Annotated in this window: 17 protein-coding genes; 13 read left to right on the top strand and 4 right to left on the bottom strand. The window is 63.1% G+C overall.

Annotated elements, in window-relative coordinates; genetic code table 11:
* The first annotated feature begins 7 nt into the window (after window positions 1-7).
* On the top strand, window positions 8-1,456 hold the full coding sequence (locus BM372_RS04495; RefSeq protein WP_090952394.1) for an SLC13 family permease: 1,449 nt from the start codon (window positions 8-10) through the stop codon (window positions 1,454-1,456).
* A 253-nt stretch (window positions 1,457-1,709) separates the two neighbouring features.
* Here BM372_RS04495 and BM372_RS04490 read toward each other — a convergent pair whose 3' ends face one another.
* Window positions 1,710-2,093 (bottom strand): VOC family protein, encoded by a 384-nt coding sequence (locus BM372_RS04490; protein ID WP_090952391.1) that lies wholly within the window; start codon window positions 2,091-2,093, stop codon window positions 1,710-1,712.
* A gap of 223 nt (window positions 2,094-2,316) precedes the next feature.
* Between BM372_RS04490 and BM372_RS04485 the strand changes: the two genes are divergently transcribed.
* The 3 genes from BM372_RS04485 (at window position 2,317) to BM372_RS04475 (ending at window position 7,802) form a co-directional block, all read left to right on the top strand.
* Window positions 2,317-4,059 (top strand): ABC transporter ATP-binding protein, encoded by a 1,743-nt coding sequence (locus tag BM372_RS04485; protein WP_090952388.1) that lies wholly within the window; start codon window positions 2,317-2,319, stop codon window positions 4,057-4,059.
* Window positions 4,056-6,104 carry an ABC transporter ATP-binding protein gene (locus tag BM372_RS04480; RefSeq protein ID WP_090952385.1) on the top strand — a complete coding sequence of 683 codons (2,049 nt, stop codon included), beginning with the start codon at window positions 4,056-4,058 and terminating at the stop codon, window positions 6,102-6,104. The genes BM372_RS04485 and BM372_RS04480 overlap by 4 nt, the downstream gene beginning before the upstream one ends.
* Before the next feature lie 342 nt (window positions 6,105-6,446).
* Entirely contained in the window at window positions 6,447-7,802 is a 1,356-nt protein-coding gene (locus tag BM372_RS04475; protein WP_090952382.1) for a hypothetical protein, read from the top strand.
* A 350-nt stretch (window positions 7,803-8,152) separates the two neighbouring features.
* On the opposite strand, the gene BM372_RS04470 is transcribed toward BM372_RS04475, so the two are convergent.
* Window positions 8,153-8,731: a hypothetical protein gene (locus tag BM372_RS04470; RefSeq protein WP_090952379.1), complete on the bottom strand. Its 579-nt coding sequence runs from the start codon at window positions 8,729-8,731 to the stop codon at window positions 8,153-8,155.
* Between the two features lie 491 nt (window positions 8,732-9,222).
* On the opposite strand from BM372_RS04470, the gene BM372_RS04465 reads away from it, so the two are divergent.
* Genes BM372_RS04465 through BM372_RS04445 form a run of 5 tightly spaced genes read left to right on the top strand, consistent with a single transcriptional unit; the run spans window position 9,223 to window position 13,888 of the window.
* A complete protein-coding gene (locus BM372_RS04465; protein ID WP_090952376.1) occupies window positions 9,223-10,185 on the top strand; it encodes a nucleotidyltransferase in 963 nt (320 codons plus the stop codon).
* Window positions 10,182-10,778, top strand: coding sequence for a hypothetical protein (locus BM372_RS04460; RefSeq protein WP_090952371.1), 597 nt, complete (start codon window positions 10,182-10,184; stop codon window positions 10,776-10,778). The genes BM372_RS04465 and BM372_RS04460 overlap by 4 nt, the downstream gene beginning before the upstream one ends.
* A complete protein-coding gene (locus tag BM372_RS04455) occupies window positions 10,765-12,063 on the top strand; it encodes a HesA/MoeB/ThiF family protein (RefSeq protein ID WP_090952368.1) in 1,299 nt (432 codons plus the stop codon). The genes BM372_RS04460 and BM372_RS04455 overlap by 14 nt, the downstream gene beginning before the upstream one ends.
* On the top strand, window positions 12,060-12,572 hold the full coding sequence (locus tag BM372_RS04450; protein ID WP_256214026.1) for a Mov34/MPN/PAD-1 family protein: 513 nt from the start codon (window positions 12,060-12,062) through the stop codon (window positions 12,570-12,572). The genes BM372_RS04455 and BM372_RS04450 overlap by 4 nt, the downstream gene beginning before the upstream one ends.
* Window positions 12,573-12,580: 8 nt before the next feature.
* Complete coding sequence (locus BM372_RS04445) at window positions 12,581-13,888, top strand: SAVED domain-containing protein (protein ID WP_090952363.1); 1,308 nt, start codon at window positions 12,581-12,583, stop codon at window positions 13,886-13,888.
* Between the two features lie 194 nt (window positions 13,889-14,082).
* Here BM372_RS04445 and BM372_RS04440 read toward each other — a convergent pair whose 3' ends face one another.
* Window positions 14,083-14,685, bottom strand: a complete 603-nt coding sequence (locus BM372_RS04440; protein WP_090952356.1) for a TetR family transcriptional regulator — start codon at window positions 14,683-14,685, stop codon at window positions 14,083-14,085.
* An 83-nt stretch (window positions 14,686-14,768) separates the two neighbouring features.
* Between BM372_RS04440 and BM372_RS04435 the strand changes: the two genes are divergently transcribed.
* A complete protein-coding gene (locus BM372_RS04435; RefSeq protein ID WP_090952972.1) occupies window positions 14,769-15,548 on the top strand; it encodes an SDR family NAD(P)-dependent oxidoreductase in 780 nt (259 codons plus the stop codon).
* Between the two features lie 217 nt (window positions 15,549-15,765).
* Here BM372_RS04435 and BM372_RS04430 read toward each other — a convergent pair whose 3' ends face one another.
* Entirely contained in the window at window positions 15,766-16,542 is a 777-nt protein-coding gene (locus BM372_RS04430) for an IclR family transcriptional regulator (RefSeq protein WP_177235871.1), read from the bottom strand.
* Between the two features lie 202 nt (window positions 16,543-16,744).
* Here BM372_RS04430 and BM372_RS04425 point away from each other — a divergent pair, with 202 nt between their 5' ends.
* The 3 genes from BM372_RS04425 to BM372_RS04415 are packed head-to-tail and all read left to right on the top strand — an operon-like array spanning window position 16,745 to window position 19,377.
* Complete coding sequence (locus BM372_RS04425; protein WP_090952349.1) at window positions 16,745-18,163, top strand: MFS transporter; 1,419 nt, start codon at window positions 16,745-16,747, stop codon at window positions 18,161-18,163.
* A 4-nt stretch (window positions 18,164-18,167) separates the two neighbouring features.
* On the top strand, window positions 18,168-18,554 hold the full coding sequence (locus BM372_RS04420; RefSeq protein ID WP_177235870.1) for an NIPSNAP family protein: 387 nt from the start codon (window positions 18,168-18,170) through the stop codon (window positions 18,552-18,554).
* Window positions 18,544-19,377, top strand: a complete 834-nt coding sequence (locus BM372_RS04415; RefSeq protein WP_090952344.1) for an SDR family NAD(P)-dependent oxidoreductase — start codon at window positions 18,544-18,546, stop codon at window positions 19,375-19,377. The genes BM372_RS04420 and BM372_RS04415 overlap by 11 nt, the downstream gene beginning before the upstream one ends.
* The last annotated feature ends 35 nt before the right edge of the window (window positions 19,378-19,412 follow it).

Raw genomic sequence — 19,412 nt, 5'->3', positions numbered from 1 at the left:
GATCATCATGACCCAGACAGAGCACCGCACCACCGTCGCTGCGGCCGAGACCCGGGGCAGCGGCGCCCCGCGTCCATCCCGGCGCCGCCGTATCCTACTGGTGGCGGTGGCCGCCGGTTTCGCGATCCTGGCTATGATTGCCCTCGTGCTGGGGGGTGACATCTTCAACCCTTCAGCCACCGCGGAACCGGAGCACTCCATGACCGCCGTCCAGATCATCCCGCTCGTCGTCCTCGTCGTAATGTTCGTCGTTGCCACGAAATGGCCGCTGAACATCGGCGTCATGGGGCTGGTCGCATCCTTCGGCGTCGGCTACTTCATGCTTGGAATGACGGACAAGCAGATCCTTGAGGAATTCCCGGCGAGCATCGTCTTGACGATCATCGGAGTCACGTACTTCTTCAGCATGGCCCAGAGGAACGGCACCATCGACATCATTGTCCAGAGCTGCGTGCGCCTCGTCAGGGGCAAGACGATGCTGCTGCCCTGGGTGTTCTTTCTGATCGCCGCTGCTCTCACGTCCCTTGGCACCTTCTCGCCGGCCGCGGTCGCGTTGCTGGCACCGGCGGCCATCGGGTTCGCCTACGAGTCCCGGATCCATCCCGTGCTGATGGGCGCGTTCATCATCAACGGCGCCCACGCCGGCGGTTTTTCCCCGCTGTCCGTGGCCGGCGTGCTGGTACACGACATCTCCCTCAAGAACGGATTTCCCGTCTCCCAGGGCGCGCTCTTTATCGCCAGCTTCGCCATCAATCTCATCCTCTCCGCGCTCACCATCGTCCTGTTCGCGCTCCTGGGCAAGCTGCGCGACGGCGAAGGCGGCCAGCACGCCGACGTCGACACCGCCCGGACCAGCCGCCCTCACGGCCAGCAGATCCTCACCCTGGCACTGATCGCGGTGATGCTGGTGTGCACCCTGGGCTTCCACATGCCGATCGGCTTCGTCGCCCTCTCCGCCGGCCTCCTGCTGGCCCTGGTCAACATTAAGGAACACCAAACATTCATCGGCGGTGTCTCCTGGTCCACGGTCCTGCTCGTGGCCGGCATGATCACCTACGTCTCCCTGCTCCAGCACGTAGGCGTCATCGACACCCTCGCCGAGCAAGCCCTGGCACTCGGCGCACCGCTGCTGGTCGCACTGGTCCTCTGCTACGTCATCGGTGTCGGCTCGGCCTTCGCCTCCTCCACCGCCTTGCTGACCGCGTTCATCCCCCTGGCCGGGCCGCTCCTGGCCAGCAGTTCGCTCAGCGCCTCCGGAACCGTGGCCGCACTGGCCATCGCCGCCACGGTCGTGGACGTCTCCCCCTTCTCCACCGACGGCGCGCTGGTGGTCGCCAACGCCCGCGAGAACGACCGGCAGCGCGTCTACAAGCAGCTCATGATGTACGCCGGAGGCGTGGTCCTGGTGGCCCCGGCTCTCGCCTGGATACTGCTGGTACCCACCGGCATCATGTAGCCGGTCCCGCCGCGGCATGACCGCCTAGCTACGACGGTTGAGACGCCAAGGAAGACGGCCCGGACACATATAGTCCGCCGGCACAAGACCGCAGTGGGGCGGCGAATGATGATCACCGGGATCATCGCCTATTCGCAACGCGCGCCGCCCCACTGCACTAATCCCACTGTTTTGGCCCCACTGCACTGGGCCCAAAACGCAGACAGTGTCGCCTCTCCGTCTGGTCGCTCCGCAGAGCGGCCAGGCGGAGAGCCTATGTGCTTTGATCGGAGGAAGTGCCCGGCGCGGCCGTGTCCACCACGCAGAACCGGTTGCCCTCCGGGTCGGCCAGGATCACGTAGTCCGCGTCCGCCGGCCGTTTGCTCCACTCAACCCGGGTGGCGCCCAAGGCCAGGAGTCGTTGAACTTCCGCTTCCTGCTGCTCCGTATAAAGGTCCAGATGAATCCGCGGCGGGATTTGGACGGGCGCGGGGACGCGGTCCAACGAGACGCACGTCCCGGCACCGCCCGGCGGCTGGAGGATCACAAAGTCGCCGTCGGGCGCGTACCGCGGCTCATAGCTCAGGGCAGCCTGCCAGAAACTCATCTGGCGTTCCAGGTTCTCCACGCGGATCACGATCGAGCCAATGCTCAGCATCCGCCTCAAGCTACACCCGGCCGGACTGCCCGGCAAGCAAACCACCCGGCAAGCAAACTGCCCGGCAAGCAAACCGTCTCCGCGACGCGCACCCGATCCGACGCGCCGATTCGCCGTGAGAGGAACCCAGTCCACTCCCGGGATGCGGGTCTAAACTGACGTTCGAATCACTGCGAACACCGTGAACCAACGCCGTGAGCCAACACTGTGAAGTGGAGACCGGATGCTCTGGAAACTGCTCGTCGAATACCTGCGGCCGCAGCGGCGGCTGCTGCTCGCCGTCGTCGTCTTCCAGCTGGCAGCCTCCATTTCCTCGCTGTATCTGCCCACCCTCAACGCGGACATCATCGACCAGGGCGTGGCGCGCGGGGACACGGACTACATCCTGCGCATCGGCGGGGTGATGCTGATGGTCACGCTGCTGCAGATCGCCTGCACCATCGCCGCCGTATACTTCGGCGCGAAAGCCGCGATGGGCCTGGGCCGGGACGTCCGGGGTGCGATTTTCGGCAGGGTGGCTGAGTTTTCCGAGCAGGAGGTCACCCGGTTCGGCCCGCCCAGCCTCATCACCCGCTCCACCAACGACGTCCAGCAGGTCCAGCAGCTGGTCCTGATGTCCGCCACGCTGATGGTCACCGCCCCCATGCTCTGCATCGGCGGGGTGGTCATGGCCACCCGGCAGGACCTGCAGCTGTCCTGGCTGATTGCGGTCAGCGTGCCCGTGCTGCTGGCCGGGGTCGGGATAATCGTCAGCCGGATGGTGCCGCTGTTCCGGCTCATGCAGACCCGGATCGACACCGTCAATCGGGTGCTGCGCGAACAGCTCACGGGCATCCGGGTGGTGCGGGCCTTCGTCCGGGAGGACGTGGAGACCGCCCGCTTCATCCGTGCCAATGCGGATGTCACGGACACCGCGCTGCGGGCAGGCCGGCTGATGGCGCTGGCGTTTCCCACGGTGATGCTGGTGCTGAACGTCTCCAGCACGGCCGTGATCTGGTTCGGCGCGTTCCGGATCGAGGACGGCTCCATGCAGGTGGGCACCATGATCGCGTTCCTGAGCTACCTTATGCAGATCCTGATGTCCGTCATGATGGCCACCTTCATGGCGATCATGATCCCGCGCGCGGCGGTTTCGGCGGACCGGATCGGCCAGGTGCTGGGGACTGAATCCAGTGTCCGGCCGCCGCTGCACCCGGTTTCGCGCGCGGCCGGCCGGGCAGCCCGGGGCGAGCTGGAGATGGACGACGTCGGATTCGCCTACCCGGGGGCCGAGCAGCCGGTGCTCTCGCACGTGAGCTTCACCGCCCGGGCAGGGCAGACGACGGCGATCATCGGCAGCACCGGTGCGGGCAAGACCACCCTGGTGAACCTGATGCCGCGGCTCTTTGATGCGACGTCCGGTGCGGTGCGGATCGACGGTGTGGACGTGCGCGAGCTGCACCCGGACCTGCTGTGGGGGCACATCGGCCTGGTCCCGCAAAAGCCCTACCTGTTCTCCGGCACGGTGCGCAGCAACCTGCTCTACGGCAAACCGGACGCCACCGAGGCCGAGCTCTGGCAGGCCCTCAGCATTGCGCAGGCGCACGACTTTGTGCAGGAGATGGAGGGCGGGCTGGATGCGCCGATCTCGCAGGGCGGCACCAACGTCTCCGGCGGGCAGCGGCAGCGGCTCGCGATCGCCCGGGCGCTGGTGAAGCGGCCCGAGCTCTACATCTTTGACGACTCCTTCTCCTCGCTGGACACCGCCACGGACGCCCGGCTGCGCCAGGCGCTCAAACGGCACACGTCCGGGGCCACCCTGGTGATCATCGCCCAGCGGGTCTCCAGCATCGTGGACGCGGACCAGATCCTGGTGCTGGACCGCGGCAGCATCGTCGCGCACGGCACGCACGAGGACCTGCTGGAGACTTCCGAGACGTACCAGGAGATTGTGAACTCCCAGCTCGCGGCGGAGGAGGCAGCATGAGCCGCACCGACAAGGCGCCGACCCCGGCCCCCGCCGCTACTCCCGCTCCCTCCGCTCCCGCCGGGGCGCCCCCCGCGCAGGGCAGCGCGCAGGCCCCGCTGCGGATTCCCCGCCCCGCGGGCGGACCCGGCCGCGGCGGCCCGTTTGCCGGGATGAACATCCCGGCGGAGAAGGCGATGAACTTCGGCCCGTCCGCCCGGCGGCTGCTGGGGGAGCTGCGGCCCGAACGGCTGTGGCTGACGCTGGTCCTGATGCTCGCCGTCGTGAGCGTGACGTTCTCGGTGATCGGGCCCCGGCTGCTGGGGGAGGGCACCAACCTGATCTTCGCCGGCGTCGTGTCCAAGCAGCTGCCCGCCGGGGTGAGCCAGGACCAGCTGATCGCCCAGCTGCGCGCCGCCGGTGAGAACCAGAAGGCGGACATGCTCAGCGCCATGACGCTGACGCCGGGCACCGGGATCGACTTCGCAGCGCTGGCCTCCGTGCTGCTGTGGGCGCTGGCGCTGTATGTGCTGGCCTCGGCGTTCGCCTGGATGCAGGCGTACCTGCTCAACGGCGTCGTGCAGCGCACGATGTTCCGGCTGCGCCAGCGGATCGAGGCGAAAATCAACCGGCTGCCGTTGCGCTACTTCGATTCCGTGCAGCGCGGTGAGGTGCTCAGCCGGGTGACCAACGACGTCGACAACATCTCCCAGAGCCTGCAGCAGTCCATCAGCCAGGCCGTCACGTCGGTGCTGACTGTGGCCGGGGTGCTCGTGATGATGATCCTGCTCTCGCCCACGCTGGCGGTCATCGCGCTGGTGACCATTCCGCTGACGCTGGTGACGACGGCGGTGATCGCCAAGCGCTCGCAGAAGCTGTTCGTGGCGCAGTGGAAGCACACCGGCGAACTGAACGGGCAGATCGAGGAGACCTACACCGGGCACGCGCTGGTGAAGGTGTTCGGCCGGCAGCGCGAGGTGGAGGAACGGTTCTGGCAGAAGAACGTGGAGCTGTACCAGGCCAGCTTCGGCGCGCAGTTCATTTCCGGGCTGATCATGCCGGCCATGACGTTCATCGGGAACCTGGTCTACGTGGGGATCGCCGTGGTGGGCGGCCTGCAGGTGGCCTCCGGGGCGATGCAGCTGGGAGATGTGCAGGCGTTCATCCAGTACTCCCGGCAGTTCACCCAGCCGCTGGCCCAGCTGGGCTCCATGGCGAACCTGCTGCAGTCCGGCGTGGCGTCTGCGGAACGGGTGTTTGAGCTGCTGGACACGGACGAGCAGACCGCGGATCCTTCTCCTTCGGTGGCGCCCGACGGGGGCCGGGGGCGGCTGGTGTTCGAGGACGTCTCTTTCTCCTACTCCCCGGACAAGCCGCTGATCACTTCGCTCAATCTCGTGGCCGAGCCCGGCCAGACCGTCGCCATTGTGGGGCACACCGGCGCGGGCAAGACCACCCTGGTGAACTTGATGATGCGCTTCTACGAGCTCGATGCCGGGCGGATCACGCTCGACGGCGTGGACGTCACCGCGATGACCCGCAACGAGCTGCGCTCGCGGATGGGCATGGTGCTGCAGGATACGTGGCTGTTCGGCGGCACCATCCGGGACAACATCGCCTACGGCCGGCCTGCCGCGTCGGAGGACGAGATCCTGGAGGCCGCGCGGGCGACGTACGTGGACCGCTTTGTCCGGTCCCTGCCGGAGGGCTACGACACGGTGCTGGAGGACGAGGGCTCCAACGTCTCGGCCGGTGAGAAGCAGCTGCTGACGATTGCGAGGGCGTTCCTGGCCCGGCCGTCGGTGCTGATCCTGGACGAGGCGACGAGTTCGGTGGACACCCGCACCGAGGTGCTGGTGCAGAAGGCGATGAGCGCCCTGCGCTCGGACCGGACTTCGTTTGTCATTGCCCACCGGCTCTCCACCATCCGCGACGCCGACCTCATCCTGGTGATGGAGGCCGGCCAGATCGTGGAGCAGGGGACGCACACTTCCTTGTTGGCGGCCGACGGTGCTTATGCGGCGCTATACGCGGCGCAGTTCGCGGCGCCTGTGGCGGAGGTTTAGGGGCGCTCAACTTGGCCGCTAGACGGAACCCGCGAGTAGACGATCCGTGGTGCGACGGCACGGGCGTCCCATCGCGTGAAGGTTTACATAATATCCGCTATCAGCACTCTCCCGCCCTGCAGAGTGGTACTCCACTGCAGTCGGGATCAGCTCTTTACGACATATGCACGGCTATCGGCCGTGCGGGGGTAGAAGCGGCTACAAGGATGCAAAGGTACGGGGTGGCGTGCTCTTACTTCCGCCACCCATAAAGGCTGCTCGAGATCTTCCGCGAGTGGCAGCGGGTAGTCCATGGCCTACGATATGGAGAGGCTGGGGAATAATGTCCGACATAATGGATCTATGATGCTAATGATGCGCCGGGGCCGCTTTCCCTCGAATGACAAGGCCAAGTTCGAAGAAGTGCTGAGTAATCTCCGTGAGGAGCTGGACCCTTTGTTAAGTCCGGTCCAATCGCTTGTAGCCCAAAAATTGCATGTTCCTACAGCGTCCCTGAAATGGGGTGCATCAACTGCTGAGACCTCGCTGTTTGGCCTCGGTGCAGCGGCTTTTGCAGAAGTCTTTGTGATCGAGAGTGGCTACTTGATCGTCACCGCAACGGAATCTCCGGACGTTCGTAGATTGTCTGTCGCTCTGGAACGAACCGACAATTCGAATGACCCGAGTGAAGGGATGCTCAGTTTCACCCTGGCGACAATAGCGGATCAAGACGCCGCCGGCCTGCTTGACGCCGTCGCCGGAAAATTTGAGACCGCCCTAGGGTCAAGCATCTCAACTTTCCGCTACACAAATGATCGCTTTAAGGAGCTGAAGGCGGAGGCCGTGAGTGAGGATCTTCCGCAATCGGATGAAGCAATCACTGTATCGCGGGCTCTTTCAGATCCTGACGTAAGGAAGCTCGCGATCAACATCAAGAGCTCGAGAGGGGGGCTTCTTGGGAAAGAACTGAGCAAGTATGTCAGTGAGGATGATCGGCGGAAAGATTTGATGAATCAACTGCTATCCGAGGGAGTGGTAACCAAGGAAGTTGTGGTTGTCTGCAGTGGCACACAATCTCAAATCGTGCGCGTAATCGACAGAACTTCGCTAGACAAATTGGCCCAAGAAGGCCTTAGATGTGCTTGCGGTAAGCCAATCAATGAGGAAATACCCGAGGATTTACTCATCCTGACCGACCTTGCTGTTATTCTCTTGGATAAGAGTAGATGGCTAAGCGTCCTCGTACGCGAGGAGTTGATCACCCTGGGCGTACCACGAGAAGATATCCTCCTGGAATGCGTTATCGGTGCGGACGAAATTGATTGCATCGCACTGGTTGGGGGAGAGCTTACTATCTTCGAACTGAAGGACAAGGAATTCAGCGTTGGGAATGCTTATTCGTTCGGCGCTAAAATGGGACTTTTAAGCGCTGAACAATCCGTCATAGTTACGACGGAATTTGTAAGTCCGGACGTGAAGGCTCACTTTAGTCGCTCTCGTGCTAGTGATCGCAGGGTTTCATCTCGTGGTGCGGACAACAGCGATACATTGCACTACGTGGAGGGGAGTGACTTTCAGAGTGAGCTTCAGGGCGTAATTTCGAAAATCTATGGAATCCGGGGGCGCAGGTTGTTGGATGTTGCAATGAGGTCCCTTACGCCGGATTCCGCATCGTTGGTTGCGGTCATCGAGAGCCATTCCGTCAGGGGGGAGCTCTGACTCCAGCGTCAACAAAACTTTGGCGGCAAAGTGCAATCCGTACGTTACGGCATCTCAAGAATGCCGGAGCCCTATGGAACTCCGCGAGAGCTACGGAGGTTTATTGCTACACAGAGTGAAACGGGAAAAATTCATACTTGAGTTTCCCAACAGGTGCTGCCAAGGCCTCTTCCACCCCTTCCCTGCTCGAGCTTTCATGATATTCGCTGTCAGCGCTCGTGCAACTGGTTTCAGAGGGCCCGCAGGGATGCCGCGAGAGGTCCTAGGCGGGGGACCCGTCGGGCGGGAACCCCTTTCAGCTTCAAGCGGGAGCTGCACTTATCCGGCTGAGGCCTAATCTCAACGCTCCTCTACTGCTCTCGCCGATCCTCTGGGTGCTCCTGCAGAAACTTCAGGTAATCCTGCTCGAGGAGCTCATGTTCTATCCGCATGTTGGCCCGAATACCTGGCCTAAGCGGTTTGACTTCGCGCCACCACTCCTTGAGTCGGCGTAACTCCTTCAGGTCCCCCCTGAGCGTCCGAATCCACGGCCTACCAGAGTTGTCGAAGAAATGAACCTCGCGGCGGCTTTTGGAAGGATAATATCCCTCTTGCATCGTGAAGCTCTGACCGGGAAGCAATACTTCGCGGAAGCGGACCTGCACCGGCCAGCGAATATCACCATGAATCTCATGGTGCTGAACCCTGTAGATCGGCTCATCACTTAGATTGTGGACCTCATGAATCCACCACTTCGTGTATTTGCCTCGAACGTCTTCAGGCGCTCGATCTACCTCACTGAAGTAATAGGCGATCTTGCGTGCCTGAGCTTCCCTGCGCACTTTCGAGTCCCGGTAAAAGACGGCCGCTGTGGCAAGGAAAGCAAGCGTTGTCCCGGTGCCGCCAACCCAGTCAGCAACAGTTCCCCAGGTATCCGGATTCAAGTTCATCAGGTCAGTTTGCCAGACCAAGGTGCCCGCCCTTGCCGAGCACGATCACTTCAGCTTTACATAACGCCGGTTATCGGCGTTTTAGGCCTGGGAGTGGAAGTAGCTGCGTGGACTCCCGTTTTGCCCCGGACGAGGAGTTTTCTCAGGGCTAGGCGTTGCGGTGAATCTGGGTTTCGGCATCGAGCTCGACAGGGTCAGGTCCGAGCCGGTGGTCCTGCCGTCGGAGCCAATAGGCCCAACATAGACCGCCACCCTCCTTTGATGTCACAGGCGGCTGTCATGCTTGCCGTGCAAATTCACGAACCGATACCTGGAACGTCCGGGCGCGACTAGGCGATCAGCCTAAACGCAAACTTGGGCACAATTCATCAACTCCCATGAAGATTTTGGGTTAATTAGCCCGATTAAAGGACACTCATGTAATACTATATCTAGTAGCAATCTCTTCAATTGGCACTACATGTAGTGTTACGAACGAAACGGGGACTAAAGTGAGCGTAACGGACGCCTTCAACGAATTTCAGGGCATCGTCAACGCTGACGTCCAGCAAGTAAAGGAGGCCCGCTCACGGCGGGACTTGTTCAAGGACGCTTTCATCCTGGAAAGCGACGTGGACGAAGTCATCTCGTCAGGTTCGCTGGCACGAGGCACTCACAAGGACCCAATCCACGACGTGGATGTAGTAATTGTCTACGACGGCGCAAAGCATCCAGACTGGGGCGGGCCAGGTTCCTCGGCCGAAGACGCCCTCCATCACACTCGGAGCCGCGTCAACTCTCTCCTCGGCGCCACCAACGGAACCTTCGACAAGGCGGTACGCCTCGCCAAGTGGCGTAACCACGCAGTCAAATGCTTCCTGGACGACCCCGATGACCCAAACGCATTCACTGTCGACGCGATGCCAGCTCTCCGTCGTAATGGCATGCTGCTCATCCCGGAAGCAGCTTCAAAAGACTGGGTTCCCTGCGACCCGGAATATCTCATCAAAGCCGTAGCGGACAAGCACGCAGAGTGGAGCAGCTACGCCGGCACTGTCCGGATGCTCAAATGGTGGGCATCCGAGCAGGACATCAAGATCAAATCACTGGTCATGGAGGTACTAGCCCTTCACTTCCTTCCTACAAACCACATCCGACCAGTTGCCATCAAGCAGTTCTTCGTCAGTGCCCTATACGCCATTGAGGGCGGCAACGAAGTCGTTGACCCGGCTGGGATCTGCGGTCCTATCCAGTCGGATCTTGACTACGAGGGCCTTGCTGACTCCCTGCGTGCAGCACGGGATGCAGCAATCCGCGCGTTCCAGGCACAAAACAACAACAACACCGCCGCCGCCATTCAATACTGGGGCGAAGTCTTCGGAGACGACTTCGCCAAGCCTCCTGCTACCGGAAACCCGCTTCCAGCCGTTGCTCTCGCCCTGCCCCGGACAGTGAAGGACACCCCGCAAGGATGACCAAGCCTCAATCCGTGGACTCGATCTTTTGGCAAGACGCCGAACCCGCGAGGCTGCAACGCGACCGCAAGGAAGTTTCCGAGTTCGCACCCCATTTGCTATACCAGGAACCGGATCCATCGGGCGGTGGGGAGCATATTCACGGCGGGTGGATCGGGGAGCTGCCACTATGGCCGTTCGACAGGCCCGCGCCGGAGGGCTTGAAGGAGCTGGTCGGAACCAACGGGCTAACGGTCGCGGTCATGTACTCCGCTGCGCACCCCATGGTCCCACCGACCATATTCCCCGTCAGTGTTGAACCGACGCCCCACGAAGAGACACAAGCGGCATGGCATGTGGCGCCGGGCGGCTCGCTATGCCTGCTCCAAAGCGACGGTGGTTGGCATCCCGAAGCCAGCATCACTGAACTGCTTGCCAAAGCCGCAGGCTGGCACATCGAATATGCCTTGATGAAACGCGGCGCGATCCAAGAAATGTCAGTGCGGGGAATCGTGACGGACCCGTCCTTCGATCACCTTGTGGCCGAATGCATGCGCGGCGGCCACGAGGTTCCGGAATCTCCGGGAATCGGAGGCTCCATTGTCACCAACTGACCCATTCATAGTCCTCACACAGGACGCAGCAGCCAAGATCGCCAACGCAAAGGGCACGTCCGGTCGGATTCGGATGCGCTTTGTTCCTGCCGAGGGCATGTACGTCATTAACGCAATTACTTCTTCCGCAGGGACAACACTTCCGGTGGATATCCCGTCGGAGTATCGAGCGCTGAAGTGGGATGGTGAACGCTGCACCGGACAGTGGATGAGGAAACCGCAGAGCGAAATCAACGTTCTCCACCGGTACGTCATCAGTCGGACCAGCCGGACACTGGACTACGACGCGTTTCGGGACATGGTTCCGGGCGTTTCCGATCCTGGCAAACATTCCGGCCTGCTGATCACCCACGATCCGGATCTTTCCCCCGAGGCCGTCCAGGCAGGGGTTCACGAATTCGCCGGGTGGAACGTGGAACGGGGCGGTGTCAGTCCCATTCGCATAGAAGTTGAGCCAAAGGTTGTGGGTCTACTGCAGCTTGCCGGTCAATGGCCGATTGAGCAGCTGGCGGCCACCTCCGTCATGGTCGTTGGGTGCGGCAGCATTGGCAGCGCAACCGCGGAGGCCCTAGCAGGCTACGGGGTAGGCCGTGTCCTCCTCATCGATCCTGATCGATTCCTGTGGCACAACATGCTCCGACACACCCTGGGGCCCGAAAGCGTCGGTAGACGCAAAGTTCACGCCCTAAGAGACCATCTGAAGTCCCAATGGCCGTTGCAAAACGTAGAAGCACTTCCCATTGACGTCGTCAGCCAAGCTCACTTGGTGCGCCCATTGATGGAGGATGTAAATCTGGTGATTTGTGCTGCCGATGGGATAGCTCCCCGCCGGGTAGTCAGCCACCTCGCCCGCCAGGCTGGGCAGCCGGCCATCCTGGCATGCGTCCTCGACAATGGGTCCATCGGCGAACTACTGCGACTTCGTCCTACGCCCCGGTTTGGATGTCTTCTGTGCTTCAGAGCGCACCTCGATGCCTCTGGTGCCATGGACGCTGAAGCCGATCAAGAACTGGACTATGGCACGGGTCGGGTGCACCAGCCCATGACCGCTGTGCCTCCCGATTTGCGCCTTATGGGCACGCTTGCAGCCAAAGCGGCCGTGGCAACGTTGCTTGAGTCTCTGTATGGAGACCACACGCAGGCCCTCCCTGGCGAACACGCTGTAATCGGTCTAAGGCCTGGCGGCGACCTTTTTCCGCCGTTTGACGCCAAAGCCGCGGCTGGGATCAGCTGGGCGTCCATCCCGGAGCCTAGGGAGAACTGCCCATCCTGTGGTGCGGCTTGAGCAACTCGGTTCAACAGCCCAACATTTGGATCCTCATAGAGGCGCTGGCCCTGATCGGGGAGGAGGCCATCCGTTCCCGCGACGGGTTGGAAACCGGAGGTATTCTGCTCGGCACGGACGATGGTCAGGAGGTTGTCATCCGTCACGCTGGTGGCCCGGGCCCGAAAGCCCGTCTTGAATCCAACCGCTTCCTTCGCGACTTGAACCATGCCCAACAGCTTGCCGAGCTGGCATGGAAAGAGGACCAAAGCCAATGGATTGGTGAATGGCACACGCACCCATCAGGCGATCTCACCCCGAGCAACTATGACCTGGAAGCCTACGCCCGGCACCTGCATGATCCCGAGCTGAGCTTCAAACGATTCCTGACCATCATCGTCGTGCTTACTCCAACGGGAGAAATCACTGCAGCTGCTTGGGTTGTTGACCAGGAAACTGCCCTTCCCGTACCAGTGGCCGTCGCTGATGATCACGTGGGCCACCCGCGCAAGTCCATAGCCGAACGATAGGAAATAACTTGACCGACATCATTGCCACTCATGACCCGGCAGACCCCATATTCATTTCATACCGGCAATCAGATGGAACGGAAATCTGCGCGCAACTGGCTTGGCTATTGCGGGCTGGGGGGATACCCGTTTGGCGGGATAAAGATGACCTCCCTCCTGGGGACACGGAAGAACGCCTACGGCAAGCAATCGGAGACGGTATCTCCGGAGGTGTGCTGGTCACAACACTCGACGTAGCAAAGAGCAAGGTCGTCAAACGCGTCGAAGCGCCGCTGCTGTTCGACTCACATAAAGCACATCCGAGCTTCGCCTTGGGCATTGCCAATGCCGTGGAACGAGAACCCGGGAAAATCGACTACTCGGCACCCGAGCGATTGCTCGGCATGGCCGAAGAGACCTTGAGCGGTGTCGACCAGCACCCCACGCAGCGCGACGGGCTACGGACTGTGGTTCAAAAGATGCTGTGGCACCGCCTGGCCAACCACCGGGAAATCGTTGCCTTGAACGACGGAACTTTCAGCCTGTCACTCCAGACCCGCAATGCGGCCCAGGTGTATGACCGCACAGGAAGCCAGTTGGATATCCGCGTCCGGCCATCTGATCATGAGCGTCTTCCCAGCCGGGAAGGTCTAATTGACCTGAAAGACACGATCGCCTTCCTCCCAGACGGCGTCACCCGAACCGGCGCCCGCCGTGTACAAGTTCAGGGTGGCGGCCATCTATCGGTTGCTTTCGCCATCGGTGCAGCGCTGCCTTCGTCCCGCATCGGCCATATGGAAGTCTTCGATCAGCAGGGGAATATTTGGGCCAGTGATGGCGAAGCCCAATTCAGCACCACCCCGCTCGTGAATATCAGCGATTCAGCCTCGAATGCATCGGCAAGCAAACCCGGACGGCCAGCCGTTGCAGCGTATGTCGATCTCTTGAACCAAAGAAGCAACGCAGCGTTCGAGAAATTCATTGAAGACCACGATGGAACCCTAAAGTCGTGGATCCATCTCACGAGTACCAACGGTGAACTTCTAGATCCGGCAACTGCCGGCCGTATTGCAGCAGAAGTCACCGCTCACGTCAGGGAGCTCTCGAACAAGAATGGAAACGCCGAAATCCACCTCCTTCTGCGCTGCCCGTTCCCCCTTGCGGCCCTGATCGGACGCCTGACGAACACTCTCCGATGCGTGCTCTATGAATGGGATGATTCCGAGCCCACAACCGGCGATGATTATCGGCCCAGCTACCGCGCTACCCTCCGGGTACGTGCCGGCGCCCGTGATGGAGTTATCGAGGACTTACTCCTGGCTGCAGACGCTCTCTAACCGGACATGCAATGCCGAGTAACGGGGCGGTTCCTGGTGTCAAGTTCGTATGGACAAGGAAAGGCGTCTGGTAAATCTGGCTTAGACAGCGTTTGTTCTAACATAACGACAAATTAACATAAGGTCCAATATCGGCTGTTTCCTACTTTCTTGGATGCTTGCCTGGTCGACGCGGCGCCTTGATTTTCCGTACGCTAGGAGGCAGACACCCGCAGCACCCCAACGGCCGCCACCAGATACGGCACCGGATCCGGGTCCGTCCCGGCGGCCCACTGCAGCCAGGCCTCGAACGTCGCGCCGATCAACGCGGCGCACAGATACCCGGCAACGTGCTCGCGGACGCCGGCCGACACCAGATAGGCCCGCGTCCGCTCGCGCTGCGGTGCCAGGGACTCGTAGCTCCGGCTGGCCAGCTCGGGGTGTTCTGCGATCAGCCTTAGCCGGCCGCGCGTGACCGCGAGGTCCGGCAGAACCGCAACCCCGGCGACCGTCGCCTCGCGCAGCCCCGCCAGGACGTCGCCGTCGGGAGCGCCAAAGCGGGCTGCATCCAGCACCCGGCCGGAGGCCTCGACCACCGGCTCCATGCCGCCCCAGACGAGCTCGGCCTTGCTGGAGAAGTAGCGGTACAGGCTCTTGCGCCCGATGCCCGCCGCCCGTGCGATGTCCTCCATGGAGGTCTGCTCGTAGCCGCGCTCGGCGAACAGCCGCAATGCGATGGCGGCCACGGCGTCGGGATCAATCGTCACCGGGCGCCCGGCGGGGCGCGGAACGGCGGGCTGTAGGGCATCCGAAGGCATCCCACCAGTATTCACCCTTACATAATGACACGGAGTGTCATAAGGTGGACGGCATCACCGTCAGCAACGTCTGGGAGGACATCATGGGCAACGGAGCTTCATGGCAGGAAGCCGCCACCAACGGCCGGTTCGCCGGCAAGACCGTCATCGTCACCGGCGCCGCCTCCGGCATCGGCCAGGCCACCGCCCTGCGCATCGCCAGGGAAGGCGGCCGGGTCATCGCCGCCGACATCAGCAAGGAACGCCTCGATGACCTCGTGGCGGAGAACGCCGGGCTGGACCTGGTCCCCGTGGCCGGCGACATCTCCACCGAGGAGACCGTCGCCGCCGTCGTCGCTGCGGCCGGCGGAGGGGTGGACGCACTGGCGAACGTGGCCGGCATCATGGACAACTTCGCCCCGATCCACGAGGTGGACGACGAGCTCTGGGACCGCGTCTTCCGGATCAACGTCACCGCCCTCATGCGCCTGACCCGTGCCGTGGTGCCGCTGATGCTGGACACCGGCACCGGCTCCGTGGTCAACGTCGCCTCCGAGGCAGGGCTGCGCGGGTCCGCCGCCGGCGCCGCCTACACCGCGTCCAAGCACGCCGTCGTCGGCCTGACCAAGAACTCGGCCGTGATGTACGGGCCCAGGGGCCTGCGCTTCAACGCCGTGGCCCCCGGCCCCACCATCACCAATATCGTGGCTATCTGGGGATCCCAGCTCGCGGCCGAACGCCTCGGCCCGCTGATGCAGGCCACCGTCCCCACGCCCGCCACCGCAGCGCAGCTCGCCGCTTCCATCACGTTCCTGCTCAGCGACGACGGCACCAACATCAACGGCGCCATCCTCGCCTCCGACGGCGGCTGGTCCGCACTGTAAGCACTGCGCCAAACGCAAGCGGACGACGGCGGGAGGTCCCGCCGTCGTCCGCTTGCTCTGCGTACTCTTCGGGTAGGGTCCGGCATCCGGGCGTTGGCCGCCCGGCATGTGCCGATCGACATGTTCAAGGGAGTCGGGGCAGTCTCGGCCGGACGGCGGAAGGAAGGCTCGACTTCGGTGAAGTGCAGGATGCCCTGGAGGCAAGCCGGCAGCCCGTCTAACCCAGGCCCACGCCCTCCAACTCCTGCTTCTTGAATTCAGCGGCCGTTTCGAGCAATTGGGCGGACAGGCGTTTGGCGTCCTGGCGGGCGAAGCGGCCGATTGGCATGGCGATGCTCAAAGCCGCGTGTTGGCCATCTACTAGGCCCAGGGATACGGCCATGGCCGCCACGCCCTCCTCGCTCTCTTCGAAGTTCATCCCGATCTGCTGCCGGCGCGTCTGGTCCACGTCCCGGTACAGCTTGGGGAAATCGATGCCGGCGTTGACCGCGGCCGCCGAGTCGTCGAGGACGCGGTAGCGCCTTTCGATGTCCTCCCGGGGCAGGTCCGCCAGGATCGCCTTGCCGGCCGAGGTCACATGGGCCGGCAAAACCACGCCGGTGCGGAGGCCAAAGCGCAGAGCGTGGGTGGTTGCCTCGATGCCGTCCAGGTGGTGGATGTCCGTGCCGATCAGCGTTGCAAGGTGGCTGGTCTCGCCCACCCGGGCGAAGAGCCGCTCCAGGTATGGGCGCACGCGCACGCGCAGCGCCGGCGGGGCGTTGCCACTGGCCGCCCGCCGGTACTCGGGGCCCGGGACATACCGCCGCTGGGCGGCCTGCTCGGCGAAGCCGTCTCCCACCAGTGTCACCAGCAGACGCTGGGCCGTCGATGGGTTGACCTCGAGGATGCTGGAAGCCTCGGTCACGCTGATTGAACCCTGCACCGCCATGTGCTTGAGCAACACCAGCGCCCGGTGGGCGGATTCAACCCGCGGTGCTTCATCTTTGCGTATCACGCAATTTAGGCTAACAGCCATTGCGTCTCGCGCATAGGGGTAGCTAGCCTCACATCACAACCTACGCATCGAACCCCGCGAAAGCCGGGGACCGCGCGTCGTTCACTCCCCGAGCTGAACGCCCGCGGAACTCCCCAACTGAACGCCCCCCAAACAAAAGGCGCCACCGGCGCCGCACTGCTCACCCGACAAAGGAGTCTTGATGAGTCTGTCCCAGCCGTCACGAGCCGTAAAACGCTCGCTCAAGCCCGCAACGCCCGCCTCCCCGCAGGCCAAGCGCGCCGTCCTCAGCGGCACCTTCGGGTCCGCCCTTGAATGGTTCGACTTCGCCGTCTACGGCGCCATGGCCGCAACCGTCTTCCCCAAGCTGTTCTTCAACGACATGAATCCCGCGATCGCGCTGCTGGCATCCTTCGCAACCTTCGGCGTCGGCTTCGTGGCCCGCCCGCTCGGCGGAATCGTGTTCGGCCATCTGGGGGACCGCCTGGGACGCCGCAGGATCCTGCTCACCACCTTCATCATGATGGGCGTCGCGTCCATGGTCATCGGCCTGCTTCCGCCGCAGTCGGCGATCGGCATCGCCGCCCCGGCCCTGCTGGTTCTCATGCGCTTCATCCAGGGCATCGCGCTGGGTGGCGAGGCCACGGGGGCCCAGTTGATGACCATGGAACACGCACCCGCGGACCGCCGTTCCTTCTACGGCGCGCTGATGGCGATGGGTTCGCCCATCAGCCAGGTGGCAGCCAACCTGATGCTGGCCGTCCTTTCCGGCGTGCTGAGCCCGGAAGCATTCCTCTCCTGGGGCTGGCGGGTGCCGTTCCTGCTCAGCATCTTCCTGGTGGCCGTGGGCATCTACATCCGGCTCAAGGTTGAAGAGACGCCGGTGTTCAAGGAAGGCATGCAGGAGATCGCCCAGGAATCGACCAACCCGGCCACCGTGATCAAGACCCACGGCGTCACCATCCTGCGGCTCATCCTCGCCTACGCCCCGATCGTCGTGACCTTCTATATCGTCTCCGTGTTCGGCATCAGCTACCTCACCACCCACGGCTTCTCGCAGAGCCAGACGTTCACGATCATCATGATCTCCAACTTCCTCTCCGTGATCGCCATCTGGTGGGGCGGCCGGCTCGCGGACGTCTACGGCCGCCGTCGGATCCTGGCGATCGGATCGGCAGGCACCTTGCTCGCCGCAGTCCTGTTCTTCCCGGTGGTGAACCTGGGCAGCTTCCCGCTGACGCTCGGCATGGTGGCGTTCTCCCTGGTGACCGCGCAGTTCGGAAACGCCGGCCAGGGCGCACTCTTCGCCGAAGCGTTCCCCACCCACATGCGGTACACGGGATCAGCACTCGCCCTCACCGGATCCAACCTGATCTTCGCCGCTCCCGCACCGTTCCTCGCCTCCTGGCTGATGAGCATCAGCGGCGGTAGTACCGTCTCCATCACCGTTGCCTGGATCGTGATCATCGCCGCCGCGCTGATCAACCTAGTGCTGATGAACGACGGGAAGACCCTCGAGGGCGGCCAGCACCGCTTCGGTCGCTACGTTCCCGCTGAGGAAACGACGACGACGGCGCCCGCCTCGGGGCTGGTCGGCTCCGCCGCCGGAGAGGCACCGTGACCCCGTGATTGTCGAACAGCGCACCTACGTCCTGCACACCGGCGCCCGGCTCAACGAGTACCTCGAAGCCTACGAAAGCATCGGCCTGCCCGCGCAGAAACCAATCCTGGGCGGCTTCCTGGGCTACTTCGTCACCGAATTCGGGCGGCAAAACGAGCTCAACCACTTCTGGGCCTACGAGGACCTTGAGGACCGCCGGACCCGCCGCGCCGAGCTCGCCAAGAGCGACCAGTGGCAGGAATGTCTGGCCATCATCCGGCCGATGATCATGACGATGGAGAACCGGATCATGTACCCGACGTCCTTCTCGCCGATCCGCACCCTGCCCGTCGCCATCACCGACCCCCACACGGCGTTCAGCCGGAACCAGGAGCCCGGCCATGACCAGTAATCCCACAGCCACACTCGATGCGGGAACGCTCAAGCGGCCGGTACTGCTGCAGACGGCGATCGTGACCGGCGGTGCCGGCGGCATTGGCCAGGCGATCAGCCGCCGCCTCGCCGCGGAAGGTTATGCCGTCGTCGTCGCCGACCTAGACAAGGAGGCTGCGGACCGGACGGCGGCAGCGCTCCCTGACGTGGGCTGGGCCGAACACCGCGGCTTTGCCGGCAACCTGGCCGACGGAGACACCAACAAGGAGCTGGCCGCCGTCGCGGCCGAGACCGGCCCGGTAGGGGTGGTGGTCAACGCGGTCGGCATTTCACCCAAGCGCAACGGTGACAAGATCCGCTTCTTCGAGCTCAGCGACGAGGAGTGGAACACCGTCATGGCGGTTAACGTCGCGGCGCCGTTCTTCCTGGTCCGCGAGGTCTATGGGCACATGCCCACGGACGGTTCCGCCAGCATCGTAAACCTGCTGTCCATCACGGCCAAGACCGGAACGGGCGGAGGCCCGGACGCGGGCTTCGGCCCGTTCCTGCCCAGTTCCGTGGTCTACGGGGCATCGAAGGCGGCGCTGCAGAACCTGACGGCCAGCCTTGCCCACGAACTGGCCGACCTCAAAATCCGGGTCAACGGCGTGGCGCCGGGATTCGTGCAGACACCCATGATGGGCGACGTACCCCAGGACGCCAGGCTCCTCGGCCAGGTCCCCATGAAGCGCTTCGCGACGCCGGAGGAGATCGCCGACGCCGTGGCCTTCCTGACCGGCAACCAGTCCACCTACATCACCGGCATCAGCCTGGACGTCAACGGCGGCTTCCTCACCTGCTAAAACGCCCCGCCGCCCCCTGGTGACGCGGTAGAACC

It is taken from the genome of Arthrobacter sp. ov118, assembly GCF_900116495.1.
Lineage (GTDB): Bacteria > Actinomycetota > Actinomycetes > Actinomycetales > Micrococcaceae > Arthrobacter.
This window is presented reverse-complemented; position numbering and strand designations above follow the sequence as displayed.